Origin of the sequence: Aquitalea sp. FJL05, from assembly GCF_003852595.1 — a bacterium.
Classification (GTDB): domain Bacteria; phylum Pseudomonadota; class Gammaproteobacteria; order Burkholderiales; family Chromobacteriaceae; genus Aquitalea; species Aquitalea aquatilis.
This window is the reverse complement of the sequence record NZ_QAJS01000016.1, coordinates 231,371-256,847: the sequence shown is the minus strand read 5'-3', so window position 1 is coordinate 256,847 and position 25,477 is coordinate 231,371. Positions and strand designations below refer to the sequence as shown.

Below are 25,477 nucleotides of genomic sequence, written 5' to 3'. Positions count from 1 at the left end.
CCACCCCCTTAGTCTATCCATCCCGGCCTGTGGTTAATGCTGATACCAGCCCACCGGCCCTGGCTGCAGATTGATGTTCACCTGCTTCACCTGCTGGTATTCCAGCAGACCGTTCACCCCCAGGTCACGGCCATAGCCGCTCATCTTGTAGCCGCCCCACGGCGCTTCATTGAAGGTGGGGTTGTAACAGTTGATCCAGGTGACGCCAGCGCGGATTTCCTTCACCACCCGCAGCGCACGCGCGCCATCGGTGGTGAACACGCCACCAGCCAGCCCATAAGGGGTGTCATTGGCCATGGCGATGGCCTCGGCTTCACTGGTGAAGGTCTGGATCGCCACCACCGGGCCGAATACCTCTTCACGTACGATGTCCATGTCGCGGGTGCAATTGTCGAAGATGGTGGGCTGCACAAAATAGCCCTTGGCACATTCGCCCTCGGTATGGCGCACACCGCCGCACACCAGCGTGGCACCCTGCTGTTTGGCGCGTTCGATATGGCCCAGCACCTTTTCCAGCTGGGCGGCCGACACGATGGCACCCATGTCCGGGTCTTTCATGCCGGGGCCAATGCTCATGGCGCGGGCGCGTTCGGCCAGGCGGGCGACAAAGCGGTCCTTGATGCTCGCTTCAATCAGGATGCGCGAACCGGCCGAACAGACTTCGCCCTGGTTGAAGAACACGCCGATCATCGCCCACTCCACCGCACCTTCCAGATCGGCATCGGCAAAAATCACATTGGGCGACTTGCCACCCAGCTCCAGCCCCACTTTTTTCAGGTTGCCCACCGCAGCGGTGGCAATGGTCTGACCAGTACGGGTGCTGCCGGTAAAAGTGATCATGTCCACATCATGGCTGGCGGCCAGCTCCTGACCAGCGGCCGGGCCGGTTCCCAACACCAGGTTGGCGGTGCCGGCCGGCAGGCCCACCTGATGGAAAATCTCAAACAGCGCCACGGCCGACAGCGGGGTGACCTCGCTGGGCTTGAACACCACGCAATTACCCGCCGCCAGTGCCGGGGCCAGCTTCCACGCCGCCATCAGCAGCGGGTAGTTCCACGGCGTGATCAGCGCACACACGCCGATCGGTTCGTGCATGGAATAGGCATGCATGGGGCCGAAGCCATCGCTCACCTCGTACACCCCGCCCTGCGGCTTGGTGATCAGGCCGGCGTAGTAACGGAAACAGGCGGCGGCATCATCCACATCACAGCGCGCTTCGCGTAGCGGCTTGCCATTGTCCAGCGTGTCCATCACCGCCAGTTCGTCGGCCCGGGCGGCGATGGCATCGGCAATGCGCAGCAGCAGGTCGGCGCGCTTGGGGCCGGCCATGCGCCGCCATGCGCCGCTCTGGTAAAACGCGGCCTTGGCGGCGGCAATGGCCTGCTTGCTGTCTTCAGCCACGCTGTCGGTGACCAGGGCAATCACTTCGCCATTGCCCGGATTGATGATCTCGCGCGTGCCGCCGCTGACCGAAGCCTGCCATTGACCATTGATATAGTTGTTGCGGATATCCATGTTTACCTCCTCCTGCTTGTTATGGTCGCTCTGTCTCCTTGGCGGAGTGCTCAGGCGATATAGATCTTGCGCAGCGTTTCGCTCACCGTCCAGGTGGTGGCCGTACCCGCTGCCAGGTGGCCGACGCTACCGGCCTGCAGCTGCAAGGCCGGGCTGCCATCGGCAAAGCTCACTGTGGCGCTGCCAGCCAGCACCACGAAGAATTCGTCTACCTCAACGTCGGTGGTGACGCTGGGCGACATTTCCCACACGCCTATGCTGCAGCCATGCAGGCTGCCCAGCTCGGCCGTGCCGACACGGGCCGGGCCGGAAATCAGCTGATCGGCCGCTACATCGCGATATTCCAGTGCAACGCGCGTAGCGTCCACGCAGTGATTGGCCAGCAGGGCAAAGGGATTGGACATGGTCGCTTCCTTGGATTCTCAAAAAAAGTGGCAAACAGATTCAGGAGTCGAAGCCCAGACCCAGTGCATCCATAGTGCGCAGCATCAGGTTGCGCTTGCCGTGGTTGTGGTCGGCCCGGTTCAGCGACCAGCGCGTGGCCTGTACCGCCACATAAGCCAGTGGCTCTGGCGGGAAAGGCGGCGGCATCTCGCGCACCATGCGCAGCCGGGTGCGTTCGGTATCCAGCCCGTCCAGCTTGTCCAGCAGCACATTGCCGGCAAAGCGGGTGGCCCCTACGCCCAGGCCGGTAAAGCCGGCGGCATAAGCCACCTTGCCACCGCGTGCCAGCGCGAAAAAGGCGCAAAAACGGGTGGAGGTGTCGATGGCACCGCCCCAGCGATGGCTGAAACGCAGCCCGGCCAGTTGCGGGAAAGTGGTGAAGAAATGGCTGGCCAGCCGTTCGAATGATTCCGGCCGGTCGTCATGCTGGTCGCTCACCTTGCCGCCAAAGTTGTATACCGCGTCGTAGCCGCCAAACAGGATGCGGTTGTCGCGGGTAATGCGGTAGTAGTGAAACTGGTTGGCCATGTCGGCAATGCCCTGGCGGTGCTGCCAGCCGATGGACGCCAGCTGCTCCGGTGTCAGCGGCTCGGTCATCAGCACGTAGTCGTACACCGGAATGGTGTGCCAGCGGTAGCGCTTGAGCAGCGAGGGAAAGGCATTGGTGGCCAGCACCACCCGTGCGGCGCTCAACTGGCCCTGCTCCGTATGCAAGGTTACTCTGGCCCCGGCGGATTGCAGCTTGAGCACTGCGGACTGTTCGTAAATCTGCACCCCCAGTTCGCTGGCCACCCGAGCCAGCTCCAGCGCCAGCTTGCCGGGGTGGATCATCGCCGTGCTGTCCTTTTCCCAGAAGCCGGACAGGAAGGTGGGCGAATTCAGCTCAGCGCGGATTTCCGCCGCGCTCATATAGCCTTCGCCGCGCAGTTGCTCGTCCTGATAGGGCTCCACTGCCACCACCAGCACGCCGGTGCGCTCGAAATCACAGTCGATGCCATAGCGCTGGATGGTGGCTTCGATCTCGTCCAGATTGCGCAGGCCCTGCGCCTCCAGCTCGGCCATTTCCTCTGGCCAGCGCTTGTGGCCGTTTTCTTCGCCATGCGTGAGGCTGGCTTCGCAAAAGCCGCCATTGCGGCCGGATGCCGCCCAGCCTACACGCTGCGCTTCCAGCAGTACCACGCTGCGCGCCGGATCACGCTCCTTGGCCAGAATGGCAGTCCACAGTCCGAGAAAACCACCGCCGACAATGGCCAGCGCGCTGTCGGCGCTGCCCTGAAACTGGGGAAAGGCGCGGCGGCGAGCGGCCACGTCGTCGCCCCAGAACGGGCGGTTGACGCTGTCGGCCAGTGCGCTGTGGATCAGCGCGGTTGCGGGAGCCTGACGTTCGAAAACGATTTGCGGCATAAACCTGTCATTCCTTGTGCGAATTGCACGCTGTTTGAGATTGGGCACGACGACCGGCGGCGGACACGCGACAGCTTGCCAGCGCTGGCGAAGGTTTGCTGGCCTTGCCGGCGCGGTGCCAGACCAGACCAGACCAGACCAGTGTAGCCTGCATGCTGCGCCGCTGCCGTGCGACTGGCGTGGCCAGCCCGGATGATGGCCCGGACTGTGGCCAGTTTGCGGCTTGGCATAGCTTGTATCAGGTGATATGTTGAGATAAATCCATAATTTCTTAACTTCAGTTTTAGTTTTACTCACCTGATGAGCAAAAAAACCTCCCTAAGCCAGGTCAGCGATTTTGATATCCGCCTGCTGCGCCTGTTCAAGACCGTAGTGGAATGCGGCAGTTTTTCCGCTGCCGAGAGCGTGCTGGGCATCAGCCGCTCGGCCATCAGCCTGCATATGGGGGACCTGGAAAAGCGGCTGGGCGTCTGCCTGTGCCAACGCGGCCGCGCCGGTTTCGCACTCACCGACGAAGGGCGCGCAGTGCTGCACGCCAGCCAGACCATGCTGGCAGCCATCGAGGAATTCCGCACCGAGGTCAACCAGCTGCATCATCAGCTACGCGGCGAGCTGAACATCGGCATCATCAATAATCTGGTCACCCAGTCGCACATGCACCTGACGCGGGCGCTGAAATCGCTGAGCGCACGCGGGCCGGGAGTGCGCATCAATATCTCCATGACCACCCCCAGCGAAATCGAACTCGGGGTGCAGGACGGCCATCTGCATGTTGGCGTGGTGCCGCTGATCAACCCGCTGTCCGGGCTGGATTACATCCAGCTGTATGAAGAACATTCGCTGCTGTACTGCAGCCGCGAACACCCCTTCTTTACCCGTGCCGACGCCGACATCAGCGAAGACGAACTATGCCGTGCCGAGGCGGTGGCACCCAACTACCGCCTGACCGCCGAGGCCATGGAGCGCCATCACGCGCTCAATTGCAGCGCCACCGCGTCCGACCGCGAAGGCATTGCCTTCCTCATCCTCACCGGTGGCTATATCGGCTTTCTGCCCGACCACTTTGCCGCCGGCTGGGTCGCGCAAGGGGTGATGCGGCCCTTGCATCCGGCCCGCTTCTGCTACGACATCCCGCTCAATGTGGCCATGCGCAAGGGGCGACGCCCCAACCGGGTACTGGAATGTTTTCTGCAGGCACTGGAAGACAGCCGCAAGGCCTGAATCCCCCTACCCGAAACGTAAAAAAGCACCCTTGCGGGTGCTTTTGGCTGGCGTGGGCAACAAGCCAGGTGGCTTATTTGCCGGCCTCACCGACAAAGATTTCCACGCGGCGGTTGGTGGCACGGCCAGCCACCGTGCTGTTGTCAGCCACCGGCTGGCGCGAACCCATGCCGTCGATGGCGATGCGGCTGCCTGATACACCACGGTTGACCAGGTAGTCACGGGTGGCCTTGGCACGGTTGACCGACAGCGGATTATTGATGGCATCGCTGCCGGTGTTGTCGGTATGGCCAACGATGCGGACAGTCGTCACCGGATTCTGCTGCAAGGTGGTGGCAAAGCGATCCAGTACCGGGCGCAGATTGGGCTTGATGTCGTAGCGGCCGGAATCAAAAGACACGTCGCTGGGGATATTCAGCTTGAGCTGGTTGTCGGCAGTCTGGCTCACGCTGACGCCAGTACCTTGCGAGGCCTGCTCCATCGCCTCTTTCTGTTTCTGCATGTGCTGCGACCACAGGTAACCACCACCCGCGCCCAGCGCCGCGCCCACCGCCGCACCAGTAGCGGCGCTGCGACCGGTATGGCCGCCGGCAGTCAGTGCGCCCAGCACGGCACCCACGCCAGCGCCAACAGCAGCCCCGGTACCGGTGGTGCGCTGGGTATCATTCATGTTGGCGCAGCCGCTCAGGCTGGCCACTGCCATGGTAAGGACCAACAGCGAAGTGACTTGTTTTTTCATCGTAGACTCCTCGTTACGGGATGCATGCTGCATGCCCGATACAGATACCGTCCGTGCCAACCGCAAGCGGTGCACGAGGGCGGCCTTCATGGTTAGGCAGCGCCGCAGGCCGGACTGGCCCTCAGAATAAGGCGCTACAAGCACTGCATATGGCAGGGGCAAGCGGCTCAAGTTCACTCGCCAGGCTTGCGCGGCAGCCATTATTTTAAATAACAACAAGCAACTGTTTACATTCTAGTCTGCCTGTCAGCCACCGTGTGTAAGCAATCGTGTGTCTTGTGTAAGGAAAAGTACAGCCCGCCCCGGCCCGCCGCAGACAAAAAAAAAGCCCCCTTGCGGGGGGCTCAAGTGATGCTAAGGGTCGTCAGGAAAAGAAAAACCGGGCCAGCAAGCGCTCAGGACTGCGTGGCCACCTTGGCTGGGCGTGACTCCATCCACGGCGTGCCGTACAGGCGGGAGCGAATCCAGCCTACCGCCAGCAATACCACGGCCAGCGCGCCGGTGCTGATCACTTCGATCTGGTGCTCGGGACGGATGGCCATCAGCACCACCACGGCGCAGATGAACACGATGACGATCCAGGTCAGTGTCGGGAACATCCACATGCGGAAGGCCGGGGTTTCGCCATTGGCTTCCATCCGCTGACGCATGCGCAGCTGGGAAATGGCAATCACCAGGTACACCAGCAGGGCGATGGTGCCGGAAGTGGCCAGCAGGATGTCGAACACTTCCTTGGGCATCAGGTAGTTGGCAATCACGGTGATGAAACCCACCACCATGGAACCCAGTACCGCCTTTTGCGGCGTGCCATTGGGGGCGATATCGCCAAACATCTTGATGGCGTCGCCACGGCTGGACAGCGAGTACAGCATGCGCGAGGCGGTATACAGCGCCGAGTTCAGACAGCTGGCTACCGATACCAGTACCACCACGTCAACGATGGCCTTGGCATTGGGGATGCCGATCAACTGCAGGGTACGCTGGTAGGAACCCAGGGCAGCCAGTTGCGGATCGTTCCAGGCCACCAGCGCGGTCACCACGAAAATGGAACCCAGGTAGAACAGGCTGATCCGCCATACCACCGAATTGGTGGCCTTGGTGATCTGCTGCTGCGGGTTGTCCGATTCGGCAGCCGCGATGGTGACGATCTCGGTGCCCAGGAAGGTGAACATGGTGGTCAGCATGGCACCCAGCACCGCGCCGAAGCCATTGGGCATGAAGCCGCCATGGTCGAACAGGCGGGCAGTGCCACTGACCTGGCTGCCCGGAATCAGGCCCAGCATGGCCGCACCGGCCACGGCCAGGAAGGCGACAATGGCCACCACCTTGACCAGGGCGAACCAGAATTCGAACTCACCATAGTTTTTGACGCTGAACAGATTGGTCATGGTCAGCAGCATGGTGATGCCCAGGGCAAAGGCCCACATCGGCACACCGGCAAACCAGGCATGCAGGATGGTGGCGGCGGCATTGGCCTCCAGCGGAATCACCAATACCCAGAACCACCAGTACAGCCAGCCGATGATATAGCCGGCCCAGTGGCCAATGGCACGGTCGGCGTAGGTGGAAAACGAACCGGTATCCGGCGCGGCCACCGCCATTTCGCCCAGCATGCGCATGACCAGCACCACCAGCAGGCCGGCCATGGCATAGGCGATCAGCACGGCAGGGCCGGCTTCGGCAATGGCGTGACCAGAGCCAACGAACAGGCCGGCACCGATGACACCGGCAATGGACAGCATGGTGACGTGACGCTGCTTGAGCCCGTGGCTCAAACCTTGAGATGAAGCACTCATGAAAGAATCTCCCAAACCGGTGGCCCGCGTGGGCAGGTCCTCCGGCTAATTACATTTTTTGTTTTTGTAGCGGTGAAAGTGACCCACATTACTGCTTGCCTGCTGCCTGCCAGAGCATGGCCAGCCTTGGCATCGGGCGCAGCCCATGCGGGCCGGTGCCGGATGCTGCGGCAGGTCTCTGCATGACAGCTGTTTATGCTGCCACTTCGTAAAAAAATGGCATTTTTTTAAACAGCAAGCCATTGACTACAATATTCAAAGTAGTCAAATCCTTGTATAGAATGAACTTTCCAAGACTTGCAGGCGCAACAATTCTAATCACGCGTTTAAAAAAACACCACAATGAATAATATTTTAAACAGCAAATTACCCCGCCAAATGGCTGGAAAGCTGCAGACAAGTCTTTGAAAGAAATGGCTTTGCCAGGAAAAATGCACAGCGGGTGAAAAACAGGAAAAAACGCCATATCAGGCAGAAAAATGCACTGGATGCCACACTTTCCAACTTATTCAAGTGCCAGCTGGCAGCCACGGCAGGTGGCGGCAAACACCGCCATGCCGCGCTAGCGCAAAGACGGCCTGCTGGCCGCCGTCGCGATGGGCAAGTGCAGCAGGGCGTCAGTCATGCCCTGTGCCAGATAAAACAGCGAGGCCGCACCACCATAGCTCCAGGCTGGGGCCACCGCGGCAAAGCGCTGCTGCCGCACAAAGGGCAGGCCCTGCCACAAGGGGCTGGCAAACAGCTGCGGCGCGGCAGCAAAGGGCTGCTGATACAGCACGATATCCTGCTGCAATGCCACCAGCTGGCCCACCCGCTGCTGACTGACACCCCATACCGAGGGCGCTGGCTGTGCCGTGGTGCGCAGGCCCAGCCGGCGCAATGCCAGTACCGGCATGGCATTGCTGCCGTAGACATAAGCCATGGACGGATTGGCAAAGCGAATGACCTGCACCGTGGGCCAAGTAGCGGCACCACGCGCCTGCAATTGACGGCGCAGGCCGGCAAAGCCCTGCTCCAGCTGCTGCAAGCGCTGCTGCGCCTGCCGCTCCCGCCCCAACACCCGCCCCAGCTGCAGCAAGATGCGCTCGGCCGCCAGCGCATGGTCCTGCCCTGGCTGGTAGGCGTCGATATTCAATACCGGGGCAATGCGCTGCAAGCTGCTGCGCATGGGCAGCAAGCTGGGGCTGATGATGATCAGCTGCGGCCTGAGGCTGGCCAGCAGCTCCAGATTGGGCTCCAGCCGGCTACCGGCCGATGGCACCTGCGCCGGTAGACGTGGGCGCACCACCCATTGCCGGTAGTCATCAGCATCCGCCACTGCCAACGGGGTCATGCCCAGTTCCAGCAGGTTCTCTGCGGCCTCCCAGCTCAGGGCGACAATGCGCTGTGGCGGCGGCCGCGATGGCTGGCGGCTGGCCTGTTCCAGTTCATCCATGCCGCCCGCCATGGCCGGCAGCACCCAGCCGGCCAGCCAGACAGCAACACAACAAAGCAGTTTGCGCACGCTCATCGCCCACCCCCACGGCGCAGCCGTTGCCAGCACAGCAACAAGATGAAATAGGCCCCGCACAACACCGAGGCCAGCATGCCCAGCGGCAGCTGCCGTGGATAGATCAGCACCCGCCCCAGCCAGTCGGCCAGCAAGAGCAGCGCCGCGCCCAGCAAGGCCGCCAACAGCAATTGCGCCAGCGGCCGGCGCGCCCCCAGCAGCGCAGCAATATGCGGAGCCAGCAAGCCCAGAAAGGCCACCGGCCCCAGCACCGCTGTCACCACCGCCGTCAGCAAGGCGACCAGCAGCAGCAAGCCCAGCCGTACCCGTTCCAGCACCAGCCCGCGTCCCTGTGCCACGCCATCGCCAGTGGACAGCAAGGCCAGCACCCGTTGCGCCGCCAGCGCCAGCATGCCCAGCACCAGCACAGCCAGGCTCAGCCACAGCGCCTGTGTGCCACTGACCCGGTAACTGGACCCGGCCAACCAACCCAGCACGGCAAAGCTGTCCGCCGTCCCCTTGGCCAGCACTGCCTGCACCAGTGCATCCAGCAAGGCCGCCAGTGCAATGCCGCTCAGCGCCATCATGCCGGGGGCGTAACCCTGTTTGCGCCCCAGCCACAACAGCAGCCCCAGTACCAGCAAGGTGCCGGTCAGCGCCAGCAGCGGCCCACCCTGCAACAAGGGCTGCCCCAGCCAGCTGGCCGCCAGCAACAGCGCCAGGCTGCCACCGGCCGACAAGCCAAGCAGATCGGGACTGGCCAATGGGTTGCGCAATAGCCGTTGCAGCAGTACCCCGGCCATGGCCAGCCCGGCCCCGGCGCTCAGCGCCACCAGGCTGCGCGGCCAGCGCAAGGACCAGAGCAACGGTTCCGGCCAGCCCAGCACCCAGCGCAGTTGCCCGCCAGCGGGCATCGGGGCCAGACAAACACTCAGCAGGGTCAACAGCAGTAACAGCGCCACCGCCAGCAGCCAGCCTCCCCTGCCCCAGCGCCGCTGGCCCGCCACCACACTGGGCGGTGCAGCCGCCTGCTGCGCCGGACGCAGATTGCGCCGGGCCAGCCACAACAAGGCCGGCGCGCCCAGCAAGGCGGTCACCGCACCGCTGGGCAGGCTGTCGCCCGCCCACTGGCTGAAGGCCAGCGCCAGACAATCGCTGCCCAGCAGGCACAGCGCCCCCAGCAAGGCGCTGGCAGCCAGCTGCGCCCGTGGCTGACGGGCACCCAGCAGGCTGGCCAGATTGGGTGCGACCAGGCCGATGAAGCCGATCAGCCCCACCGCCGCCACCGACACCGCACTCAGCCACAATGCCGCCAGCAGCAAGAGCAAAATGGTGCTGACGGCCACCCCACGGCCACGCGCAGCAGCCAGTCCCAGCACCAGCAGGGACAGCGGGCGCGGAGCCAGCCACAGCAACAGCAGGGCCGGGCTCAGCCGTGGCAGCAGCCACAGCGTCCACTGCCAGTCGATCTGTGCCAGATCGCCAGCCCCCCAGACAAACAGATTGCGCGCGTACTGGTCGTGCAACAGCACCAGCGCCGTCGCCAACGCGCCCAGCAGCAGGTTGACCGCCATGCCGCCCAGCACCAGTGGCAAGCCATTCAGCCCTTGCGGTCCGGCCAGCAGCAAGACCAGCCCCAGTGCCAGCATGGCTCCGCCCAGCGCCGGCCAGGCCGGATGCAGTGCCAGCACGCCGGGCAGACAGATGCTGGCCAGCACCACGCCCAGCCATGCCCCGGCCGACAGGCCCAGCGTCATCGGCGACACCAGCCGGTTGCCGGTCAGCTGCTGCAGCACGCTGCCGGACAAGCCCAGCGCCGCCCCCACCAGCAAGGCCATTGCCGCACGCGGCAAGGCCGCATAGTGAAATTGCAGGCCGCTGAAATCGACAGGTGCCTGCCACAACTGCGCCCACTGCGCAGCCGGGTGCAACCCGCCATCCAGCCACAGATGTAAGGACAACAAGGCCAGCAGGCCGCACAGCAGCAGTGGATAGCGCCAGCCACGCCCGGCGGCAGGTAATAACAAAGTCATGACTGCTTGCATCTCAGGCCACCACCGCTACCGGACAGGGCTGGCCGGCTTGCGGCAGCAACTGGATATCCACCCCGTACAGCCCCGAAAGACGCGGCGAGTGCAGCAGTTCCAGCGGTGAGCCATCGAAATACAGCCGTCCTTGTTGCAGGGCCACGATGCGGTCGGCATGGCGTGCCGCCAGATTAATGTCGTGCAGCACCACCACCACGCCACGACCGCTGTCGCGGTTAAGCTGCCGCAGCAGGCCCATCAGCTGATATTGGTGCGCCAGGTCCAGCGCCGAAGTCGGCTCGTCCAGCAGCAACAGCGGTGACTGCTGCGCCAGCAGCATGGCGATCCAGGCGCGCTGGCGTTCGCCGCCAGACAGCAGCTCGGCCTCATGTGCAGCATGCTGCGTCACGTCGGCAGCGCGCATGGCCTCGGCCACGATGGCACTGTCTGCTGCGCTCCAGCGGCCAAAAGCGCCCTGCCAGGGATAGCGCCCCAGCCCCACCAGCTCGGCCACGGTCAGGCCAGCCACCTCGGGCAGGCGCTGCGGCAAATAAGCCACGGCACGGGCAAACTGCCGCGCCGACAGCCGGTTCAGCGGCTGGCCGTCCAGTTGCAACAGTCCCTGGTCCGGCTGCAACTGGCGCGCCAGCAGATTCATCAAGGTGGATTTGCCCGAGCCGTTATGCCCCAGGATGACGGTGAAAGCCCGGCCATCCAGCTGCAAGGCCGGCAGTTGCAATACGGTACGGCCTTGCCGCTCCACACGGATATCACGCAGGGTCAGCATGCTGCGCCCACTCCTTTCTCAGCAGCGCCACACGCGCTGCAGCTTGCAATTTCGGGCAGCTGCTGCACAGCGCACCATCGCAGCGGCGGAAATGCTGGCAGCAGGCACGCCGCGCCAGTGCCAGCCGCTCGCCGCCGTTTTCCAGTGTTACCGGCCACACACCGCTGGCCTGTGGCAAATCCAGTGCGGTCAGCCATTGCCCGGTCAATTGTTCGATGGCCGCGTTGTCGCGCGCCGGCTGCAGCCGCTGCACCAGCAGCAAGGCCGCCACCACGCAATCGGCCAGCAAGCGGCCAGCCAGCTTGGCATGCAAGGGCTGTTGCGCGGCTAGCTGTGACAGCACGCTAGCGGCGATGGCGCTCAGCTGCGCGGCCGCCGGCTGGCGCAAACTGGCGGCCGAGCCATGGCGCAGCGGCTGCGCCGGCAAGGAAAAACCGGCCACCATGCCGGGCAGCAGGCCTTGCTGCATGGCCGTCCAGTCCGGCAGGGCTGCCGCCAGTTCCACCCCCAGCACCGTGGCATAGGTGGGCTGCCACAACAGCAGGCTCCAGCTACGGCAACCCCAGTAATGCGGGCCGGCTTCCGGATGACGGCTGCGCAAATGCTGCAGCAGCTGGCCAATCGCCGGGCCGGCCGCCGCTAGGGCAAACTCGTCGGCAGCGGCCTCGGCGATGCGGCCATCCAGACCGGGCAGCGCCTGGGCCAACTGCTGTAGCAACTGGCCCAGCGCACTGCCCTCGCCTGCGGCGGTAGCGTCAAACGGCATGGCCGGCCAGTGGGTTGCGCAGGGTGCCGGCAAACTTCAGATTGCCGGCCGGATTGGCCAGATCCAGCATCTGCTGGTTATTACCCAGCTGCAGGCGATTCAGGCATGAGCGGGCAAACTCCGGCACGAACAGGTCGTAGCGGGCAAAGCGCTCGGCCAATTGCGGGAATTGCTGTTGATAGCCCTGTATGCACCCGGCCACCTCCTGCCAGAACGCCTGCTCCGGCAGGCCGCAGTGCTCGTCCAGAATGGCCGCCAGATAGCGGAAGAAGCCATCGAACACATCGGTAAACAGCGCCAGCAGCTTCATCTCTTCCGGCACCTTCACCGCCAGCCGCGCCACGGCGGGTGGCAGCGCGGCATCCGGGTTCAGGATGGCAGCTTCCTCGGCGATGTCCTTCATGATGGCGCGCTGCGGGATATTGTTTTCCAGCTGCAGGATGAGGTTTTCCCCGTGTGGCATGAACACCAGTTCGTGAGCGTAAAAGCAATGCAGCAACGGGGCCAGATAGGCTTGCAGATAGCGGGCCACCCAGCTGCGCGCATCCAGGCCGGAGCTGTGGATCAGCGCCGCCAGCAAGGATTCTCCGGCGGCATCGATGTGTAGCAGCGAGGCCATGGTCATCAGCCGCTTGCCCGGCCCCAGCAGCGAGGCCGGGCTTTCGCGCCACAGCGCCGACAACATCTTCTTGTACGGTGAATCCTTGCTGATGCCGCCATCGAAATAGGGATTGCGAAAACCGATGGAGGCCACTTCGCGCAGGATGGCAAAGCCCCGCTGTTGCAGGTAGGCATCGCTGTCCACCAGCTGACGGATCCAGTCGTTGATCGCCGGGGTGGCCAGCATGTAATAAGGCGACAGCCCGCGCATGAAACCCATATTGAGAATGGACAGCGCGGTTTTCACATAGCGGCGCTCCGGCCGGCTGATGTTGTAGAAAGTACGGATGGACTGCTGCGCCAGATAGGCATCCTCGCCATAACCCAGGCACACGATGTGGCGCTCTGCCACTTCCGGCGCAAAAGACATGGCCAGCTTGTTAAACCACTGCCAGGGGTGGGCCGGCATCAGCAGGTAGTCATCCATATCCAGTTGCTGCACGGCCAGCTGCCGGGCAAAGCCGGCCAGTGCTTCGCTGCCCAGCTCTTCTTGCAACAGGCGCTGGTAGTCCAGGTCGGCCGCGCACGAGAAGGTGGCGCGCGACTTGTGCACCGCCAGCCAGATCAGCCGCTGTGGCGCAGCGGCTTCCGGCGCATGGCGCGGATAGTCGACGGCATCAAAACCGATGCGGCCATTATTGGCGACAAAGCCCGGGTGGCCCTCCATCATGCTGGTTTCCACCGACTGGAAATCGGCGCGGGTCAGCTCGTCGGCCGTCAGCCCGCCAGCGGCATGTTTGTAGGCACTGCCATACAGGGTGCTGCTGATTTCTTCCAGATACACCGGCATCATGTCGTCGCCAATGCCCAGCGGCGCTTTGAATTCGATGATGAAGGCCAGCGCATCCAGCGCGGCCGGCGCACCGTGCAGGCTGCGATTGAGCGAGTCGGCATCGATCAGCCAGTGCTCCAGTGCCAGCAGCCGGGCGCGGAAGCGGTACTCGCCGCTGCCATCCGGGATGGGCAGGCGGTATTCGCCCCAGTCGCCCTGCTGCTGTTGCAACTGTGGTGCCAGCAACAGCTCGTGGGAGAACTCGGCAATGGCCTTGCGCAGCAGCAGGCGGTTGACCTTGGCCCAGATGGCCGGCTGCAGATGTTGAACCAGTTGTTGCGGGTGTTGATGGCTAGACGTTTGCATGGTGTTCCTTGCGTGACGGCCGCGCAGCCCGCAGGCGCGGCGGCCAGAAAAATCGGAGATCAGACGGCACAAGCGGGCTGGGCGGCCGCGCAGGCCGCCGCAAACTGCGCCCGGCTACAAAAAGCCAGCGCAGCGCGCTTGTGCGGCAGCTGGATCTCGCCCTGATAGACGAAGCCGGCATGGCGGTTGAGGCGGTGGATCTTGTCATTGCGTACATCCGGCTCCACCACCACCCGCGCCACGGCCGGATCGGCAAACAGCGCAGCCAGCACGGTCAGCATCACCGCCCGGCTGAAACCACTGCGCGGCTGCAAAGGTGGCGCCAGCAGCAGATGCATGCCGATATCGCCCGGCTGCACCGGGTAGTGCTGGCCCAGCACGTCGTGCGCCGGGTCGTAACGCTCCATCAGGAAGGCCGGCACACCATCCAGATAGCCCAGCAGCGCCTGGGCATGGCCGCTGTCCTGCAACTGGGCATAGGCGGCACTCACCGCAGCCAGATCGCACTGCTGCATGCCCCAGTAACGGGCGTAATCACGGCGCACCCAGTCGTGCAGCAGCGGCATGTCCTGCGGCACCCGCAGCGGATAAAGGCTGAACTCACCCATGCCGGCAAGCTGATGGGAAAACAGCGGAGCAAGGTCAAGCGTGCTCATGAGCAAACTCCTTGGGAAAGTGGTGGCCGCACGCCGGGCAATAACAGCGGATAGGCCAGCAGGCAGAGCAGCAGCCCCAGCGCCGCCGCCACAAAGGGCGCGGCCAGGCCATAGCTGGCCACCAGCGCACCAGCGGCACTGGACGACAGCAGCACGCCCAGGTTCTGGCACAGGTTGATGCGGCTGTAGTCACGGGCGTAATGCGCCGGGGCGCTCAGGCGGAACAGCTGCAAATCCAGCCGCACGGTAAGCTGGAACAAGGCCCAGCCGAACAGGCAGCGCCCCAGCAACAGCAGAGGCAGCTGCGGCAGTGCCTGCAGCAGCAAGCCGCCCACCCCCAACAGCAGCAGGCTGCTGGTACTGCCAGCCGGTGGCTGGGCGCGCCGCTGCCGGCGCTGGTTGTGCCACAGGCCCAGCAAGGCCAGCAGCGCCGGCAAGGCAAACACCGCCGCCGCCAGCGTGCTGTTGTCCAGTCCGCTTTGCTGCTGCCAGTACAGGGCAAAGAAGCCGCGCACCAGATAGGCGCTGCAGTAAAACAGCAGCATCAGCAAACCCAGCCGCCACAAACCGCCAACCGCCACGGGCTGGTGCTCGCCCGCGCTGCTGGCTGGCGCGGCAGCCGGTGGCAAGACGGGTAGCGGTGCGCGCAACAGCCACAGGCACAAGCCCATCTGGGCCAGATCAGCCAGCGCCATCAGCAAGAAGGCATGGCGGGCCGGCAACAGGCTGAGCAAGACGCCGCCCAGCAAGGCACCGGCGATGCCGCCAAAATGCACGATCACCGACAGCAGGCCGATCAGCCCGGCATGCTCCTGCGGCGCGGCCTGGCTCATCAGCCGCGGGTAGATCAGCAGATAGCTGGATTTGCAGCCCACCATGGCCAGCGAAGCCAGCCAGAACAGCAGCATGCTGTCCGCGGCATAGCAGGCTACACACAGCAGCGCCGCCGCCAGCTGGGTAAACGGCAGCAGCCGCAGCAACTCCACCCGCCGCGCCAGCCGCGCCCACAGCGGCAGCGCCAGCATCACCACCAGGCACAGCGCCGCCAGATAGTTGCCCACCAGCCGCGCATCCTCCACGCCGAAGCGGCTGGCGAAGTACTGCGGGTAGAACGGCAGCAATACCGCATCGCCCACCACCGCCAGCGTGCTGAGCGTCAGCAAGGCCCGCCTCATGCGCTGAGTCTTGCCGGATCAGGCAGGCTGTCCGGCGCGGTGAATTGCTGGAAGGCGATGCGCTGCTCCACCGGGTAATGCTCCACCCCGCTGATGCTGCGGATCAGCCGCGCATTGCGATAGCAAGCCATGCCCAGATCCGGTGACGACAGGCCGTGGGTGTGCAGCTCGGCGTTTTGCACGAACAGGCGATGCTCGGCATCGATGCTGTAATCGCGCGCTACCGCAAAGCGGCCACGTTCGTCACGGCGGATGCGCCCGGCAATGGGCGCGAGGAAAGACGGCTGGCGGTAGCCATAGCCGGTCGCCAACACCAGCCCGGCCGTTTGCAGACTGAAGCTCTTTTGCTGCTCCAGCTGCTGTAGCTCCAGCTGGAAAAGCCCTTGCGCCTTGTCGTAGCGGCAGTCGGTGAGTGCGGTATTGGCCAGCAGCAGGGTGGACGGCGTACCGTTCAGGTGCTTGCGGTACAGCAATTCGTGAATGTCGTTGATCAGGCTGGCATTGATGCCCTTGAACAGGCCTTTTTGCTGCTGCAACAAGGTATCGCGCTGCGCCACCGGCAACTGGTAGAAATAGTCCACGTACTCGGGCGAAGTCAGCTCCAGCGTCAGCCGGGTGTACTCCAGCGGGAAGAAACGCGGCGAGCGGGTCAGCCAGTTCAGCTGGTAGCCGTAGCGGTCGATGTCCTGCAGCAGGTCGTAGTAAATCTCTGCCGCGCTCTGGCCGCTGCCGATGATGGTGATGGACGACTGGCGCTGCAGTGCCGCCTTGTCGGCCAGATAGCTAGCCGAGTGGCTGGCTTGCCGCGCCACCGACTGGCAGCACTCCGGCCACAAGGGCAGGCTGCCGGTACCCAGCACCAGGTGGCGGGCGCGATACAGCTCCAGCTCGCCACTGGCCAGGTTCTGGCAATACACCTGGTAGAGGCTGTTGATCTCGTCGTACTCCACCCGCTCTACCTGGCGCTGCCAGCGCAGGCTGTCCAGCTGGGCGCACACCCACTGGCAGTACTGGTTGTATTCCTGACGCAGCATGAAGAAATCTTCGCGAATGTAAAAAGCGTAAATCCGCCCGCTGCTTTTCAGGTAGTTGAGAAAACTGAAACGGCTGGTAGGGTCGGCCAGCGTGACCAGATCTGCCAGAAACGGCGTTTGCAGGGTGGCGTTTTCCAGCAACATGCCCGGATGCCAGTCAAAACCGGTCGCCTGGTCAAGAAACACACCGTCCAGTCCGTCCAGCGGCTGGGTCAGGCAGGCCAGGCCCAGATTGAAGGGGCCGATGCCGATGGCCACGAAATCATGAATCTTGCCGTTCATCGGTCCATCCTCCGCCGCGTGGCGTTACTTGCTGCTTGCAGGACAAAAGTCAGGTTCATTCGGGTCGCTCTCCGTGTGCTGGTCATGCCAGCGGGTGGGAGGCCGGCCACAGCCGCACTGCATGGAGGCCGTTTGCCGGTCAAGGCTGGCGCAGCGGGCAACACAGGCCCGTGACGCCGCTACAGGACAGACCACGCCCGTCACGGCTGACGACTCGCTGCTGCTTGCTCATGAATCCCACTCCCGAATCAGAATTTTCACAATCATATTGCGAATGATAACGATTATCAATAGCATTATTGCATCAGCCTGCCATCCTGCCCAAGCACGAGGCATGGCCGATGCCGCCATGACACAAGTCCGGCAGGGGCCGGGCGCGGCAAGCAAGAAAATCAAGGACGATGCGTGATGACAAGCAGCAACAGACGCCAGCAAGCAGGCCGCCAACTGGGGAGAACCCTGTGTATGGCCACACTGGCACTGGCCGTACAGCAGGCTTATGCCGCCGACAGCAGCACACTGGAAACGGTAACGGTCAGCGCAGAACAGCGCCCCGATGCACAGGCCCCCACCCAGGGCTACCAGGTGGGCAGCAGCAAGAGCGCCAGCAAGACCGACACCCCGCTGGCGCAGATTCCGCAAGCTGTATCGGTCGTCACCCGCCAGCAGATCGAAGACCAGAAACCGCGCACCATCAGCGAGGCGCTCAACTACACGCCGGGGGTGTTCAGCGGCGCAGTGGGCTCCACCACCCGCTACGACTACATCGTGCTGCGCGGCTTCAGCGACCACCCCACGGCCAATGAATTCCTCGACGGCTTGCGGCTGTTTGGCGACCCGGACGGCTACAACACCCTGCAGATCGACCCCTATGCCGTGGAAAGGCTGGATGCGGTACGCGGGCCGGCCTCGGCCAGCTATGGCCAGGCCTCGCCCGGCGGCGTGGTGGCCATCACCAGCAAGCGACCCTTGCAAGAGGACTACCACGAGCTGTCGCTAACAGTGGGCAACCGTCAGCAACGCAGTCTGGGGCTGGATTTTGGCGGGGCCGTGGCCGGCCGTGACGACCTGTCCTACCGCCTGGTGGCCAAGGGCAGCGCCGCCGACCAGCAACAAAACGGTGCCAGTACCGAGCGCTATGTGCTGGCGCCCTCGCTCAACTGGAAAATCAGCGACAGCACCAATCTGCTGCTGCAGGCCTATCTGCAGAAAGACCCCAGCACCGGCTACCACGGCACCCTGCCCTATTACGGCACCGTGGTACCGCATAACGGCAAGACCATCTCCCCCAGCTTCAACGAAGGCTCCAGTGGCAACGGCATGAGCCGCGAGCAACAATACTATGGCTATCAGCTGGAACACCGCTTCAACGACGCGCTGACCTTCCGCCAGCAATACCGCCTGCAACTGAGCAAGACCGACCTGAGCCAGTATTCCGATGTCGGCTGGGTATCCGACAGTTCCGACCTGCTCAACCGCACTTATGCCCGCTCCAACGAGCGCTCCACCGCCCACATCATCGACAACAGCCTGGAAGCCCGCTTCAATGCACTGGGGATGAAGCACACCGTGCTGGCCGGGCTGGACTACCAGACCAGCCGCAACAAGGGCGACAACTCCTATACCTATACCGGCACCACCATCAACCCCTTCAACACCGTATACGACGACAGCAGCCACCCGCTGTCCTACAAAAACTTCGACCGCAAGCGCGATCAGACCGGTGTCTACCTGCAGGAGCAGATGGCACTGGGCGGCTGGAAACTGACTGCCGGCCTGCGCCACGATCAGGCCAAGGTATCGGAAACCAATACCGGCACCGGCAGCCGCACCAGTTGGGAAGGCGGCAAAACCACCGGCCGGCTGGGTCTGGTGTATGAAGCAGAAAACGGCCTGGCCCCCTACCTGAGCTATAGCGAAGGCTTCGATCCCAGCCAGGCTTACGCCACCGATAGCAGCGGCAATGTGCTCAAGCCGATGCAGAGCAAGCAGAGCGAAGCCGGCCTGCGCTACCAGCCCAATAGCGACATCCAACTGTCCGCCGCGGTGTATGAGCTGCAGCAAAGCAATGTCGCCCAGTACAACGCCACCACCTTCAGCTACGACCCCATCGGCAAGGTGCGTTCACGCGGTGTGGAACTGGAAGCCAATGCCAAACTGAGCAAGCAGCTGTCCTTGCTGGCTGGCTACACCTATACCGACATGCAGGTCACCGAGGGCAGCAACCAGGGCAAGACACCCTACCTGGCCCCGGCACACAAGGCCACCGCCTGGCTGGATTACGCCTTTGATGGCGGCATCAATCTGGGCGGCGGGGTACGCCGTACCTCGTGGATGTGGGCCGACAGCGCCAACACCCTGACCATTCCGGGAGTCACCCTGTATGACCTGCGCCTGCGGCTGCAACTGGGACAGTTCAGCCCGTCGCTGAAAGGCAGCACGCTGCAGATCAACGCCAACAACCTCAGCAACAAGACTTACATTGCCTCGTGCTACAGCAGCTATGCCTGCTACTACGGCGAGAAGCGCAATATCAGCGCCACCCTCAGCTACAAGTGGTAAACCGCTGTCAGCCAATGCAAAACGCCTGCGCAATGCAGGCGTTTTTTACTGACAACAGGACAAGCAGCGCAGAGCTTCACTCCCGCGCCAGCTGCGTCACGGCAAAGCCGGCCACCCACGGCATAAAGCTAGCCGCCGGCATCGGCCGGGCGATGTAGTAGCCTTGGGCCACATCACAACCCAGAGCAAGCAGTTGCTCCCAGTCGGCGCGGGTCTCCACCCCTTCGGCCACGGTCTTGCGGCCCAGATCGTGCACCAGGTCAATGGTGGAACGCACGATGGCGGCCGAGTCCTTGCTGCTGGACAGATTGCAGATGAAAGACTGGTCTATCTTGATGTACTCCACCGGCAGGCGCTGCAGGTAGCTGAGCGAGGAATAGCCGGTGCCAAAGTCATCGATATACAAAGGAATGCCGTCATCGCGCCATTGTTGCAGGGTATGCAGGCAGCTGGCGGCATCGTCCATCAAGGTACTTTCGGTGATTTCCAGTTCCAGCAACCCGGCTTGCAGCTGGCGTTGCTGCTGCCAGCAGCGAATCTTGTCACCCAGCGCTTCGTCACGCAGATTATGTGCCGACAGATTGACGGCAACCGGCAGCGCACAGCCCTGCTGTTGCCAGCCCTGCAACAGGTCGAGCACGCTGTTGATCATCCACTCGGTCAGCGGTTTGATCAGCCCGGTGCGTTCGGCCAAACCAATAAACAAGGCCGGAGACAGCAGCCCCTGCCCGGTATGCTGCCAGCGCACCAGCGCTTCCGCGCCACACACCCGGCCGCTGGCCATTTCCACCTTGGGTTGCAGATAGACCCGCAGCTCGCCCTCCTCGATAGCCCGGCGCAGCTCGCCCGCCATGTTCAGATGCGGCGACTGGTCGCTGTATTCCTGTGGATTGAACAGCCAGTGGCTAACCCCCTTGCGGCGGGCTGCATGCACGGCGATATCGGTCTGGCGCAATAGCTCGTGCACCGTGCCGGCGTAGTCGGGAAACAAGGAGATACCGGTCTTGGCACTAACATCCAGCCGGATGTCAGCCACCAGGAAAGGCTGGGCCAGACACTGCTCCAGCTGCTGGGCCACGGTCTGGGCGGCGGCGGCGGCATGCTCCGGCAGCAGCACGGCGAATTCGTCGCCGCGCAAACGCGCCACGACGGCGCTGGCAGGGGCACACAGCACCAGCCGCCTGCCGAATTCACGCAGGATATGGTCGCCATGGCTGAAGCCCAGGGCATCGTTGATTTCACTCAGCCTTTCGATATTCAGCTGCAACAGCGCCAGTGGCGTTTGCTGGCCAGCCGCCATCATGACGGCCAGTGTCTCCACCAGCTGGGTTTCGTTGGCCAGGCCGGTGAGCGCGTCATGGTGGGTGAGGTAGTGCATGGCGGCCTGCGCGCGCGTCTGCTCGGCCCGCCCGCGCAACATGCCGATGCCGAAAGCCAGATCGTCGGCAAACTCGCTGAGCAAGGCGATTTCGTCGCTGTCAAAACAAGCGGTGCCCCCCGTGTGGATGAGCAGCGCGCCGATGATGCGGCCATCAACCCACAATGGACAGGACAAGCCCTGTACCGCGTCAGCACTGGCAATAGCCAGGTCGAGTGGTACTTGCAGCAAGCTGGGCCGCTCGCTGAAAGTGATGGCCGACAGCATGCTGCCCGCCATGTCGGCCAGGCGCTCCAGCCCGCCCGGAAAACCGTGCTGCGCCGCCGGGAACAGGCGCTCGCCATCAGCAGCATTCAACCACACCACGGCACTGGCATAGCCGGCCACGCTGACGATAAGCTGGCACATCGCCTGCAGCAGGCCGGGCTCATCGCTGGCGCGCAGCATGGCGTGATTACCGGCACTGAGCGTGCGCAAGGCGCGGCTGACGCCCTCCAGCTCGGCCACGCGTCCGGCCAGTTCCAGATTGAGCGCCTGTATTCTTTCTTCGTCGTGCTTGCGCCCGGTAATGTCATTGCCCAGCACGTAATAGCCCTCTATCACACCGCTGCTATCGCGCTTGGGCACATAACGGATGGCCTGCCAGACTCCGGCAAATGGCTGCCAGTCGTATTCCTGCAGCTCGCCCTGCAACACCTTGTCTATCATCGGTGCGACCCGCTGATAGCGTTCCGGGCCAAGGATTTCGCTCACCAGGCAAGCCGTGATGTCAGCATGGTCAGGGGCAAAGCGCTGACGGTATTGTTCGTTGACATAGACATAGCGCTGCTCGCTGCTGACAAAGGCGATATAGGCCGGCAGCGCGCTGATGATGCCTTGCAGATGGGCCATGCTGTCCGCCCACTGCCGGGTTCGCTCGTCCACCCGCAGCTCCAGCTGGGCATTCTGCTGCAGGATGGCGCGCTCGATACTGCGTTCGTGGCTGACATCGCGAAACACCAGCACCACGCCACGGATCTGCCCGCTGCCATCGGTAATGGGGGCGGCACTGTCGGCAATCGGGTATTCGCGGCCATCGCGGGCCAGCAGGCAGGTGTGATTGGCCAGCGCCTGCACCTTGCCGGTAGCCAGTACGCTGTCCACCGGTATCAGCGCTGGCGCGCGGCTCTGCTCGTGAATGATGTGAAATACCTCGGCCACCGGCTTACCGGCTGCCTCGGCCAGCGTCCAGCCGGTAAGTTGTTCGGCCAGTGGGTTCATGCGGGTAATGTGGCCGGCCGCATCGGTAGCCAGTACCGCGTCCCCGATGGAGTGCAGGGTAATGGACAGACTTTCCTCGCTGTCGGCCAGTTGCTGCCGGCTGGCTTCCACTACACGCAGCTGGCTGCGGATCAGCCGATAGGTAGCCGCCAGCAAGAGCAGCAACAATAAGGCCGTGACGCTACCCAGCTGCAGCAAGCGCTGCCTGGTTGCCTGATACTCCGCCTGATGCAGTTCAAGACTACCGCGCTCCAGGGCATCCATTTCATCTAGCAGCCGGTACACCTCCACCCGGCTCTGCAGCAAGGGCGACTGATTGGCAAAGCGGGTGGCCGCGGCTGCACCCTGGGTCTTGCGTACCTGCTCCACCTGGCGGGCGATACGCAGCCGCTGGTCGAGTACCCGGCGCAGACTGTTCCAGCGCCGCTGCAGATCGTCGCTGGCTGCGGTCAAGCGGCGAATCTGCGCCATCAGCACTTCGCGGCTGGCAATACCCTGATCCCGCTCCTGCAGCTTGCTCACATCGCCGCTCAGGCGGAAATTCTGGCTGCTCAACTCGATTTGCAGGGTATCGCCACGTATCCGCGCCAGGCCATTGAGCACCTCATGCGAATGGGCCACGCTTTCGCCGGCACGACTTGCCTCATCAGCGACCGACCAGGTCATCGCTGTCAGCACCACCACCGCCAGCGCCGCGCTGACAAAAGCAGTAATGACCCGTGAATCAAAGCTGAAGCGCATGGCAACATCGTCCCCGGCGGTGCAGGCAGGTGGAGTGCAGATTTGCACAAAACAACAGATCACCATGGCGCCTACCAATCATGACTTTAGCATTAGCCACGCCCCGCTGCCCCCCAATCCGCCACAAATCGCCGCCCCGGCCATGGCATGGCACTAAAGTCGAATGGGACAACATCACCACAGACCTTAGGCTGTTGCCATGACGCTTGGTCATGCAGGCAGTACCGCAACAGCATGCTGTCCAGGCCGGCCTTCCAGGCAGACCGGCCACCCACATAAGGAGATAACACCGTGACTACAACGACTTTCTTTATTCCGCCAGTCAATGTAATGGGCGCTGGTTGCCTCAAGGAGGCCGTCAATGCCATCCAGGCCTATGGCTTCAGACATGCCCTGATCGTGACCGACAAGGTACTGGCAGAAATTGGCGTGGCCGCCAATGTGCAGGCCTTGCTGGCCGAGCGCGACATCCAGGCCAGCATTTTCGCCGGCGCCAAGCCCAACCCCACCATAGGCAATGTGGAAGCCGGCTTGCAGGTGCTGCGGGAGAAAAAGTGTGATTTCGTGATTTCGCTGGGTGGCGGTTCGCCGCATGACTGTGCCAAGGGCATTGCGCTGGTGGCGACCAATGGCGGGCAAATCGCCGACTATGAAGGGGTGGACCGCTCGAAAAAACCGCAGCTGCCGCTGGTGGCCATCAATACCACCGCTGGCACCGCCAGCGAGATGACCCGTTTTTGCATCATTACCGATGAAGCACGCCATATCAAAATGGCCATCGTCGACCGCAATGTCACGCCCATCCTGTCGGTCAACGACCCCGACCTGATGCTGGCCAAACCCAAGGGCCTGACCGCAGCCACCGGCATGGATGCACTGACCCACGCCATTGAAGCCTATGTGTCGACGGCAGCCACGCCGATTACCGATGCCTGCGCGCTCAAGGCGGTGGAGCTGATTTCCCGCCATCTGCGCACGGCGGTGGAGAACGGCAAGAATCTGGAAGCACGCGAACAGATGGCCTATGCCGAATTCCTGGCTGGCATGGCCTTCAACAATGCCTCGCTCGGCTATGTGCACGCCATGGCACACCAGCTGGGCGGGGTCTACGACCTGCCACACGGGGTATGCAATGCCTTGCTGCTGCCGCATGTGGAAGCCTTCAATGCCCAGACCTCGGCCGCACGCTTGTCCGATGTAGCCGCCGCCATGGGGGTAGACACCAAAGGGCTGACCGCCGAGGCCGGTGCCAAGGCCTGCCTGGTCGCCATCCGCAAGCTGGCGGCCGATATCGGCATCCCCGCCAGCCTGGCCGAGCTGGGCGTCAAGCATGAGGACATTCCCCTGCTGGCCAGCAACGCGCTGAAAGACGCCTGCGGCCTGACCAACCCGCGCCAGGCCACACAGCAGGAGATCGAGCAGATCTTCGCCGGCGCCATGTAAACAACCAGGGGCCGGTGCCACAGGCCGGCCCTATTCAAACCCGCTCATCCTCTCCCCACACCTGCTCCACGCCTCCTTGCCGTATTACATATACAGTCAGCGTCGGTTCCGCCAATTCAGGCAGTCAGCAAAGTTTTGTCAGCGGCTTTCTTGGCCTAGTGGCGATGCCGGGTAGCGACAATCATCAACGCTGACCGGGAAACACGGGGCCAGCCAGGGCCGGGCAGCCCTGTCAGTTATTGTCGGTGCTGCCGGTACCGGCCATGCCATCGAAAACCATGGCCAGCATATGCGCCACGATCTGCTCCGTACTGTAGCGCCCATACAGCTGCATGTAGTCTACCGCCGGGTCACAGGTGCGCGAGTAATAGGCATACAGCAGCACATCCGTCGGCAGATCAGCCCGCAGCTCCCCGGCCAGCTTGGCGGCATCGACAATGCCGGCCAGCAGCTTGTGCAATTTGTACACCCGGCTGACGTAGCGCAGGCTTTTGGTCAGCATTTCCCTCACCTGCGGACTGGACGAAGGCAGGAAGGGCAGCCCGCCCTCCAGCCTCACCCGCAAGGCCCATTCCAGTAATCCCGCCAGTCTTGACCTGGCGCTCAGCGCGCCATCCTGCTCTTCCAGAAATGCCAGCGCACCATCCAGCAGCCGGATCATCACCTCGGTGGCCAACTCTTCCTTGGACTTGAAATGCTTGTACAGGCTGGGCTTGGAGATGCCCGCCTCGCCGGCGACATCGTCCATGGTCATCAGGTCGAAACCCTTGCTGGCCAGCAACTTGGTGGTTGCATCCAGCACCGCCTGTTCGCGCAGCTTGAAGGCTTGATCCTTGAAGCTGAGCTTGCTGAAAATACTCATGAGTACGACCTTTTACTAATTGGTAGCTTTTTTTCCAAAGCAGTTATATTCTTAATATAAGCACTACGGCACGGTGTGCCAAGCAGTTTTCTTTATTC

At 63.1% G+C, this 25,477-nt stretch carries 18 protein-coding genes; 3 read left to right on the top strand and 15 right to left on the bottom strand.

Translation table 11 applies throughout. The features are described 5' to 3' along the window. Positions 1–33: 33 nt before the first annotated feature. The 3 genes from DBR44_RS15060 to DBR44_RS15050 are packed head-to-tail and all read right to left on the bottom strand — an operon-like array spanning position 34 to position 3,363. Positions 34–1,515: an aldehyde dehydrogenase family protein gene (locus tag DBR44_RS15060; protein WP_124644838.1), complete on the bottom strand. Its 1,482-nt coding sequence runs from the start codon at positions 1,513–1,515 to the stop codon at positions 34–36. 50 nt (positions 1,516–1,565) lie between these two features. Next, positions 1,566–1,919 carry a cupin domain-containing protein gene (locus tag DBR44_RS15055; RefSeq protein WP_124644837.1) on the bottom strand — a complete coding sequence of 118 codons (354 nt, stop codon included), beginning with the start codon at positions 1,917–1,919 and terminating at the stop codon, positions 1,566–1,568. Between the two features lie 40 nt (positions 1,920–1,959). Then, a complete protein-coding gene (locus DBR44_RS15050; protein ID WP_124644836.1) occupies positions 1,960–3,363 on the bottom strand; it encodes an FAD-binding oxidoreductase in 1,404 nt (467 codons plus the stop codon). 300 nt (positions 3,364–3,663) lie between these two features. Here DBR44_RS15050 and DBR44_RS15045 point away from each other — a divergent pair, with 300 nt between their 5' ends. Next, positions 3,664–4,584: a LysR family transcriptional regulator gene (locus DBR44_RS15045; protein WP_124644835.1), complete on the top strand. Its 921-nt coding sequence runs from the start codon at positions 3,664–3,666 to the stop codon at positions 4,582–4,584. Positions 4,585–4,657: 73 nt separating this feature from the next. Here DBR44_RS15045 and DBR44_RS15040 read toward each other — a convergent pair whose 3' ends face one another. From DBR44_RS15040 to DBR44_RS14995, 10 genes are all read right to left on the bottom strand, one after another. Further along, complete coding sequence (locus DBR44_RS15040) at positions 4,658–5,323, bottom strand: OmpA family protein (RefSeq protein ID WP_124644834.1); 666 nt, start codon at positions 5,321–5,323, stop codon at positions 4,658–4,660. Positions 5,324–5,718: 395 nt separating this feature from the next. Next, the gene (gene gabP, locus DBR44_RS15035) at positions 5,719–7,119 is read right to left on the bottom strand and encodes a GABA permease (protein WP_124644833.1); all 1,401 of its coding nucleotides are present in this window, start codon (positions 7,117–7,119) and stop codon (positions 5,719–5,721) included. 562 nt (positions 7,120–7,681) lie between these two features. After that, the gene (locus tag DBR44_RS15030) at positions 7,682–8,629 is read right to left on the bottom strand and encodes an ABC transporter substrate-binding protein (protein WP_124644832.1); all 948 of its coding nucleotides are present in this window, start codon (positions 8,627–8,629) and stop codon (positions 7,682–7,684) included. Next, positions 8,626–10,641 carry a Fe(3+)-hydroxamate ABC transporter permease FhuB gene (gene fhuB / locus DBR44_RS15025; protein WP_124644831.1) on the bottom strand — a complete coding sequence of 672 codons (2,016 nt, stop codon included), beginning with the start codon at positions 10,639–10,641 and terminating at the stop codon, positions 8,626–8,628. Before fhuB ends, DBR44_RS15030 begins: the two co-directional genes overlap by 4 nt. A 13-nt stretch (positions 10,642–10,654) precedes the next feature. Continuing rightward, positions 10,655–11,422 (bottom strand): ABC transporter ATP-binding protein, encoded by a 768-nt coding sequence (locus DBR44_RS15020; protein ID WP_124644830.1) that lies wholly within the window; start codon positions 11,420–11,422, stop codon positions 10,655–10,657. Continuing rightward, positions 11,406–12,188, bottom strand: a complete 783-nt coding sequence (locus tag DBR44_RS15015; protein WP_124644829.1) for a siderophore ferric iron reductase — start codon at positions 12,186–12,188, stop codon at positions 11,406–11,408. Before DBR44_RS15015 ends, DBR44_RS15020 begins: the two co-directional genes overlap by 17 nt. Then, positions 12,178–13,986, bottom strand: coding sequence for an IucA/IucC family siderophore biosynthesis protein (locus DBR44_RS15010; RefSeq protein WP_124644828.1), 1,809 nt, complete (start codon positions 13,984–13,986; stop codon positions 12,178–12,180). Before DBR44_RS15010 ends, DBR44_RS15015 begins: the two co-directional genes overlap by 11 nt. Before the next feature lie 59 nt (positions 13,987–14,045). After that, positions 14,046–14,642: a GNAT family N-acetyltransferase gene (locus DBR44_RS15005; RefSeq protein ID WP_124644827.1), complete on the bottom strand. Its 597-nt coding sequence runs from the start codon at positions 14,640–14,642 to the stop codon at positions 14,046–14,048. Continuing rightward, the gene (locus DBR44_RS15000) at positions 14,639–15,817 is read right to left on the bottom strand and encodes an MFS transporter (protein ID WP_124644826.1); all 1,179 of its coding nucleotides are present in this window, start codon (positions 15,815–15,817) and stop codon (positions 14,639–14,641) included. Before DBR44_RS15000 ends, DBR44_RS15005 begins: the two co-directional genes overlap by 4 nt. Further along, positions 15,814–17,133: a lysine N(6)-hydroxylase/L-ornithine N(5)-oxygenase family protein gene (locus DBR44_RS14995; protein WP_124644825.1), complete on the bottom strand. Its 1,320-nt coding sequence runs from the start codon at positions 17,131–17,133 to the stop codon at positions 15,814–15,816. Before DBR44_RS14995 ends, DBR44_RS15000 begins: the two co-directional genes overlap by 4 nt. Before the next feature lie 408 nt (positions 17,134–17,541). Here DBR44_RS14995 and DBR44_RS14990 point away from each other — a divergent pair, with 408 nt between their 5' ends. Next, the gene (locus DBR44_RS14990; protein ID WP_124644824.1) at positions 17,542–19,695 is read left to right on the top strand and encodes a TonB-dependent siderophore receptor; all 2,154 of its coding nucleotides are present in this window, start codon (positions 17,542–17,544) and stop codon (positions 19,693–19,695) included. Positions 19,696–19,771: 76 nt separating this feature from the next. Here DBR44_RS14990 and DBR44_RS14985 read toward each other — a convergent pair whose 3' ends face one another. Further along, the gene (locus tag DBR44_RS14985; protein ID WP_233578592.1) at positions 19,772–23,074 is read right to left on the bottom strand and encodes an EAL domain-containing protein; all 3,303 of its coding nucleotides are present in this window, start codon (positions 23,072–23,074) and stop codon (positions 19,772–19,774) included. Positions 23,075–23,365: 291 nt separating this feature from the next. On the opposite strand from DBR44_RS14985, the gene yiaY reads away from it, so the two are divergent. Next, complete coding sequence (gene yiaY, locus DBR44_RS14980) at positions 23,366–24,517, top strand: L-threonine dehydrogenase (RefSeq protein WP_124644822.1); 1,152 nt, start codon at positions 23,366–23,368, stop codon at positions 24,515–24,517. A 232-nt stretch (positions 24,518–24,749) separates the two neighbouring features. Here yiaY and DBR44_RS14975 read toward each other — a convergent pair whose 3' ends face one another. Further along, complete coding sequence (locus tag DBR44_RS14975; RefSeq protein ID WP_124644821.1) at positions 24,750–25,379, bottom strand: TetR/AcrR family transcriptional regulator; 630 nt, start codon at positions 25,377–25,379, stop codon at positions 24,750–24,752. Positions 25,380–25,477: the final 98 nt, after the last annotated feature.

Excerpts from the sequence above, each read along its gene's own strand:
- DBR44_RS15060 (WP_124644838.1), bottom strand. The coding sequence starts at position 1,515 with ATGGATATCCGCAACAACTATATCAATGGTCAATGGCAGGCTTCGGTC.
- DBR44_RS15055 (WP_124644837.1), bottom strand. The coding sequence starts at position 1,919 with ATGTCCAATCCCTTTGCCCTGCTGGCCAATCACTGCGTGGACGCTACG.
- DBR44_RS15050 (WP_124644836.1), bottom strand. The coding sequence starts at position 3,363 with ATGCCGCAAATCGTTTTCGAACGTCAGGCTCCCGCAACCGCGCTGATC.
- DBR44_RS15045 (WP_124644835.1), top strand. The coding sequence starts at position 3,664 with ATGAGCAAAAAAACCTCCCTAAGCCAGGTCAGCGATTTTGATATCCGC.
- DBR44_RS15040 (WP_124644834.1), bottom strand. The coding sequence starts at position 5,323 with ATGAAAAAACAAGTCACTTCGCTGTTGGTCCTTACCATGGCAGTGGCC.
- gabP (WP_124644833.1), bottom strand. The coding sequence starts at position 7,119 with ATGAGTGCTTCATCTCAAGGTTTGAGCCACGGGCTCAAGCAGCGTCAC.
- DBR44_RS15030 (WP_124644832.1), bottom strand. The coding sequence starts at position 8,629 with ATGAGCGTGCGCAAACTGCTTTGTTGTGTTGCTGTCTGGCTGGCCGGC.
- fhuB (WP_124644831.1), bottom strand. The coding sequence starts at position 10,641 with ATGACTTTGTTATTACCTGCCGCCGGGCGTGGCTGGCGCTATCCACTG.
- DBR44_RS15020 (WP_124644830.1), bottom strand. The coding sequence starts at position 11,422 with ATGCTGACCCTGCGTGATATCCGTGTGGAGCGGCAAGGCCGTACCGTA.
- DBR44_RS15015 (WP_124644829.1), bottom strand. The coding sequence starts at position 12,188 with ATGCCGTTTGACGCTACCGCCGCAGGCGAGGGCAGTGCGCTGGGCCAG.
- DBR44_RS15010 (WP_124644828.1), bottom strand. The coding sequence starts at position 13,986 with ATGCAAACGTCTAGCCATCAACACCCGCAACAACTGGTTCAACATCTG.
- DBR44_RS15005 (WP_124644827.1), bottom strand. The coding sequence starts at position 14,642 with ATGAGCACGCTTGACCTTGCTCCGCTGTTTTCCCATCAGCTTGCCGGC.
- DBR44_RS15000 (WP_124644826.1), bottom strand. The coding sequence starts at position 15,817 with ATGAGGCGGGCCTTGCTGACGCTCAGCACGCTGGCGGTGGTGGGCGAT.
- DBR44_RS14995 (WP_124644825.1), bottom strand. The coding sequence starts at position 17,133 with ATGAACGGCAAGATTCATGATTTCGTGGCCATCGGCATCGGCCCCTTC.
- DBR44_RS14990 (WP_124644824.1), top strand. The coding sequence starts at position 17,542 with ATGACAAGCAGCAACAGACGCCAGCAAGCAGGCCGCCAACTGGGGAGA.
- DBR44_RS14985 (WP_233578592.1), bottom strand. The coding sequence starts at position 23,074 with ATGCGCTTCAGCTTTGATTCACGGGTCATTACTGCTTTTGTCAGCGCG.
- DBR44_RS14975 (WP_124644821.1), bottom strand. The coding sequence starts at position 25,379 with ATGAGTATTTTCAGCAAGCTCAGCTTCAAGGATCAAGCCTTCAAGCTG.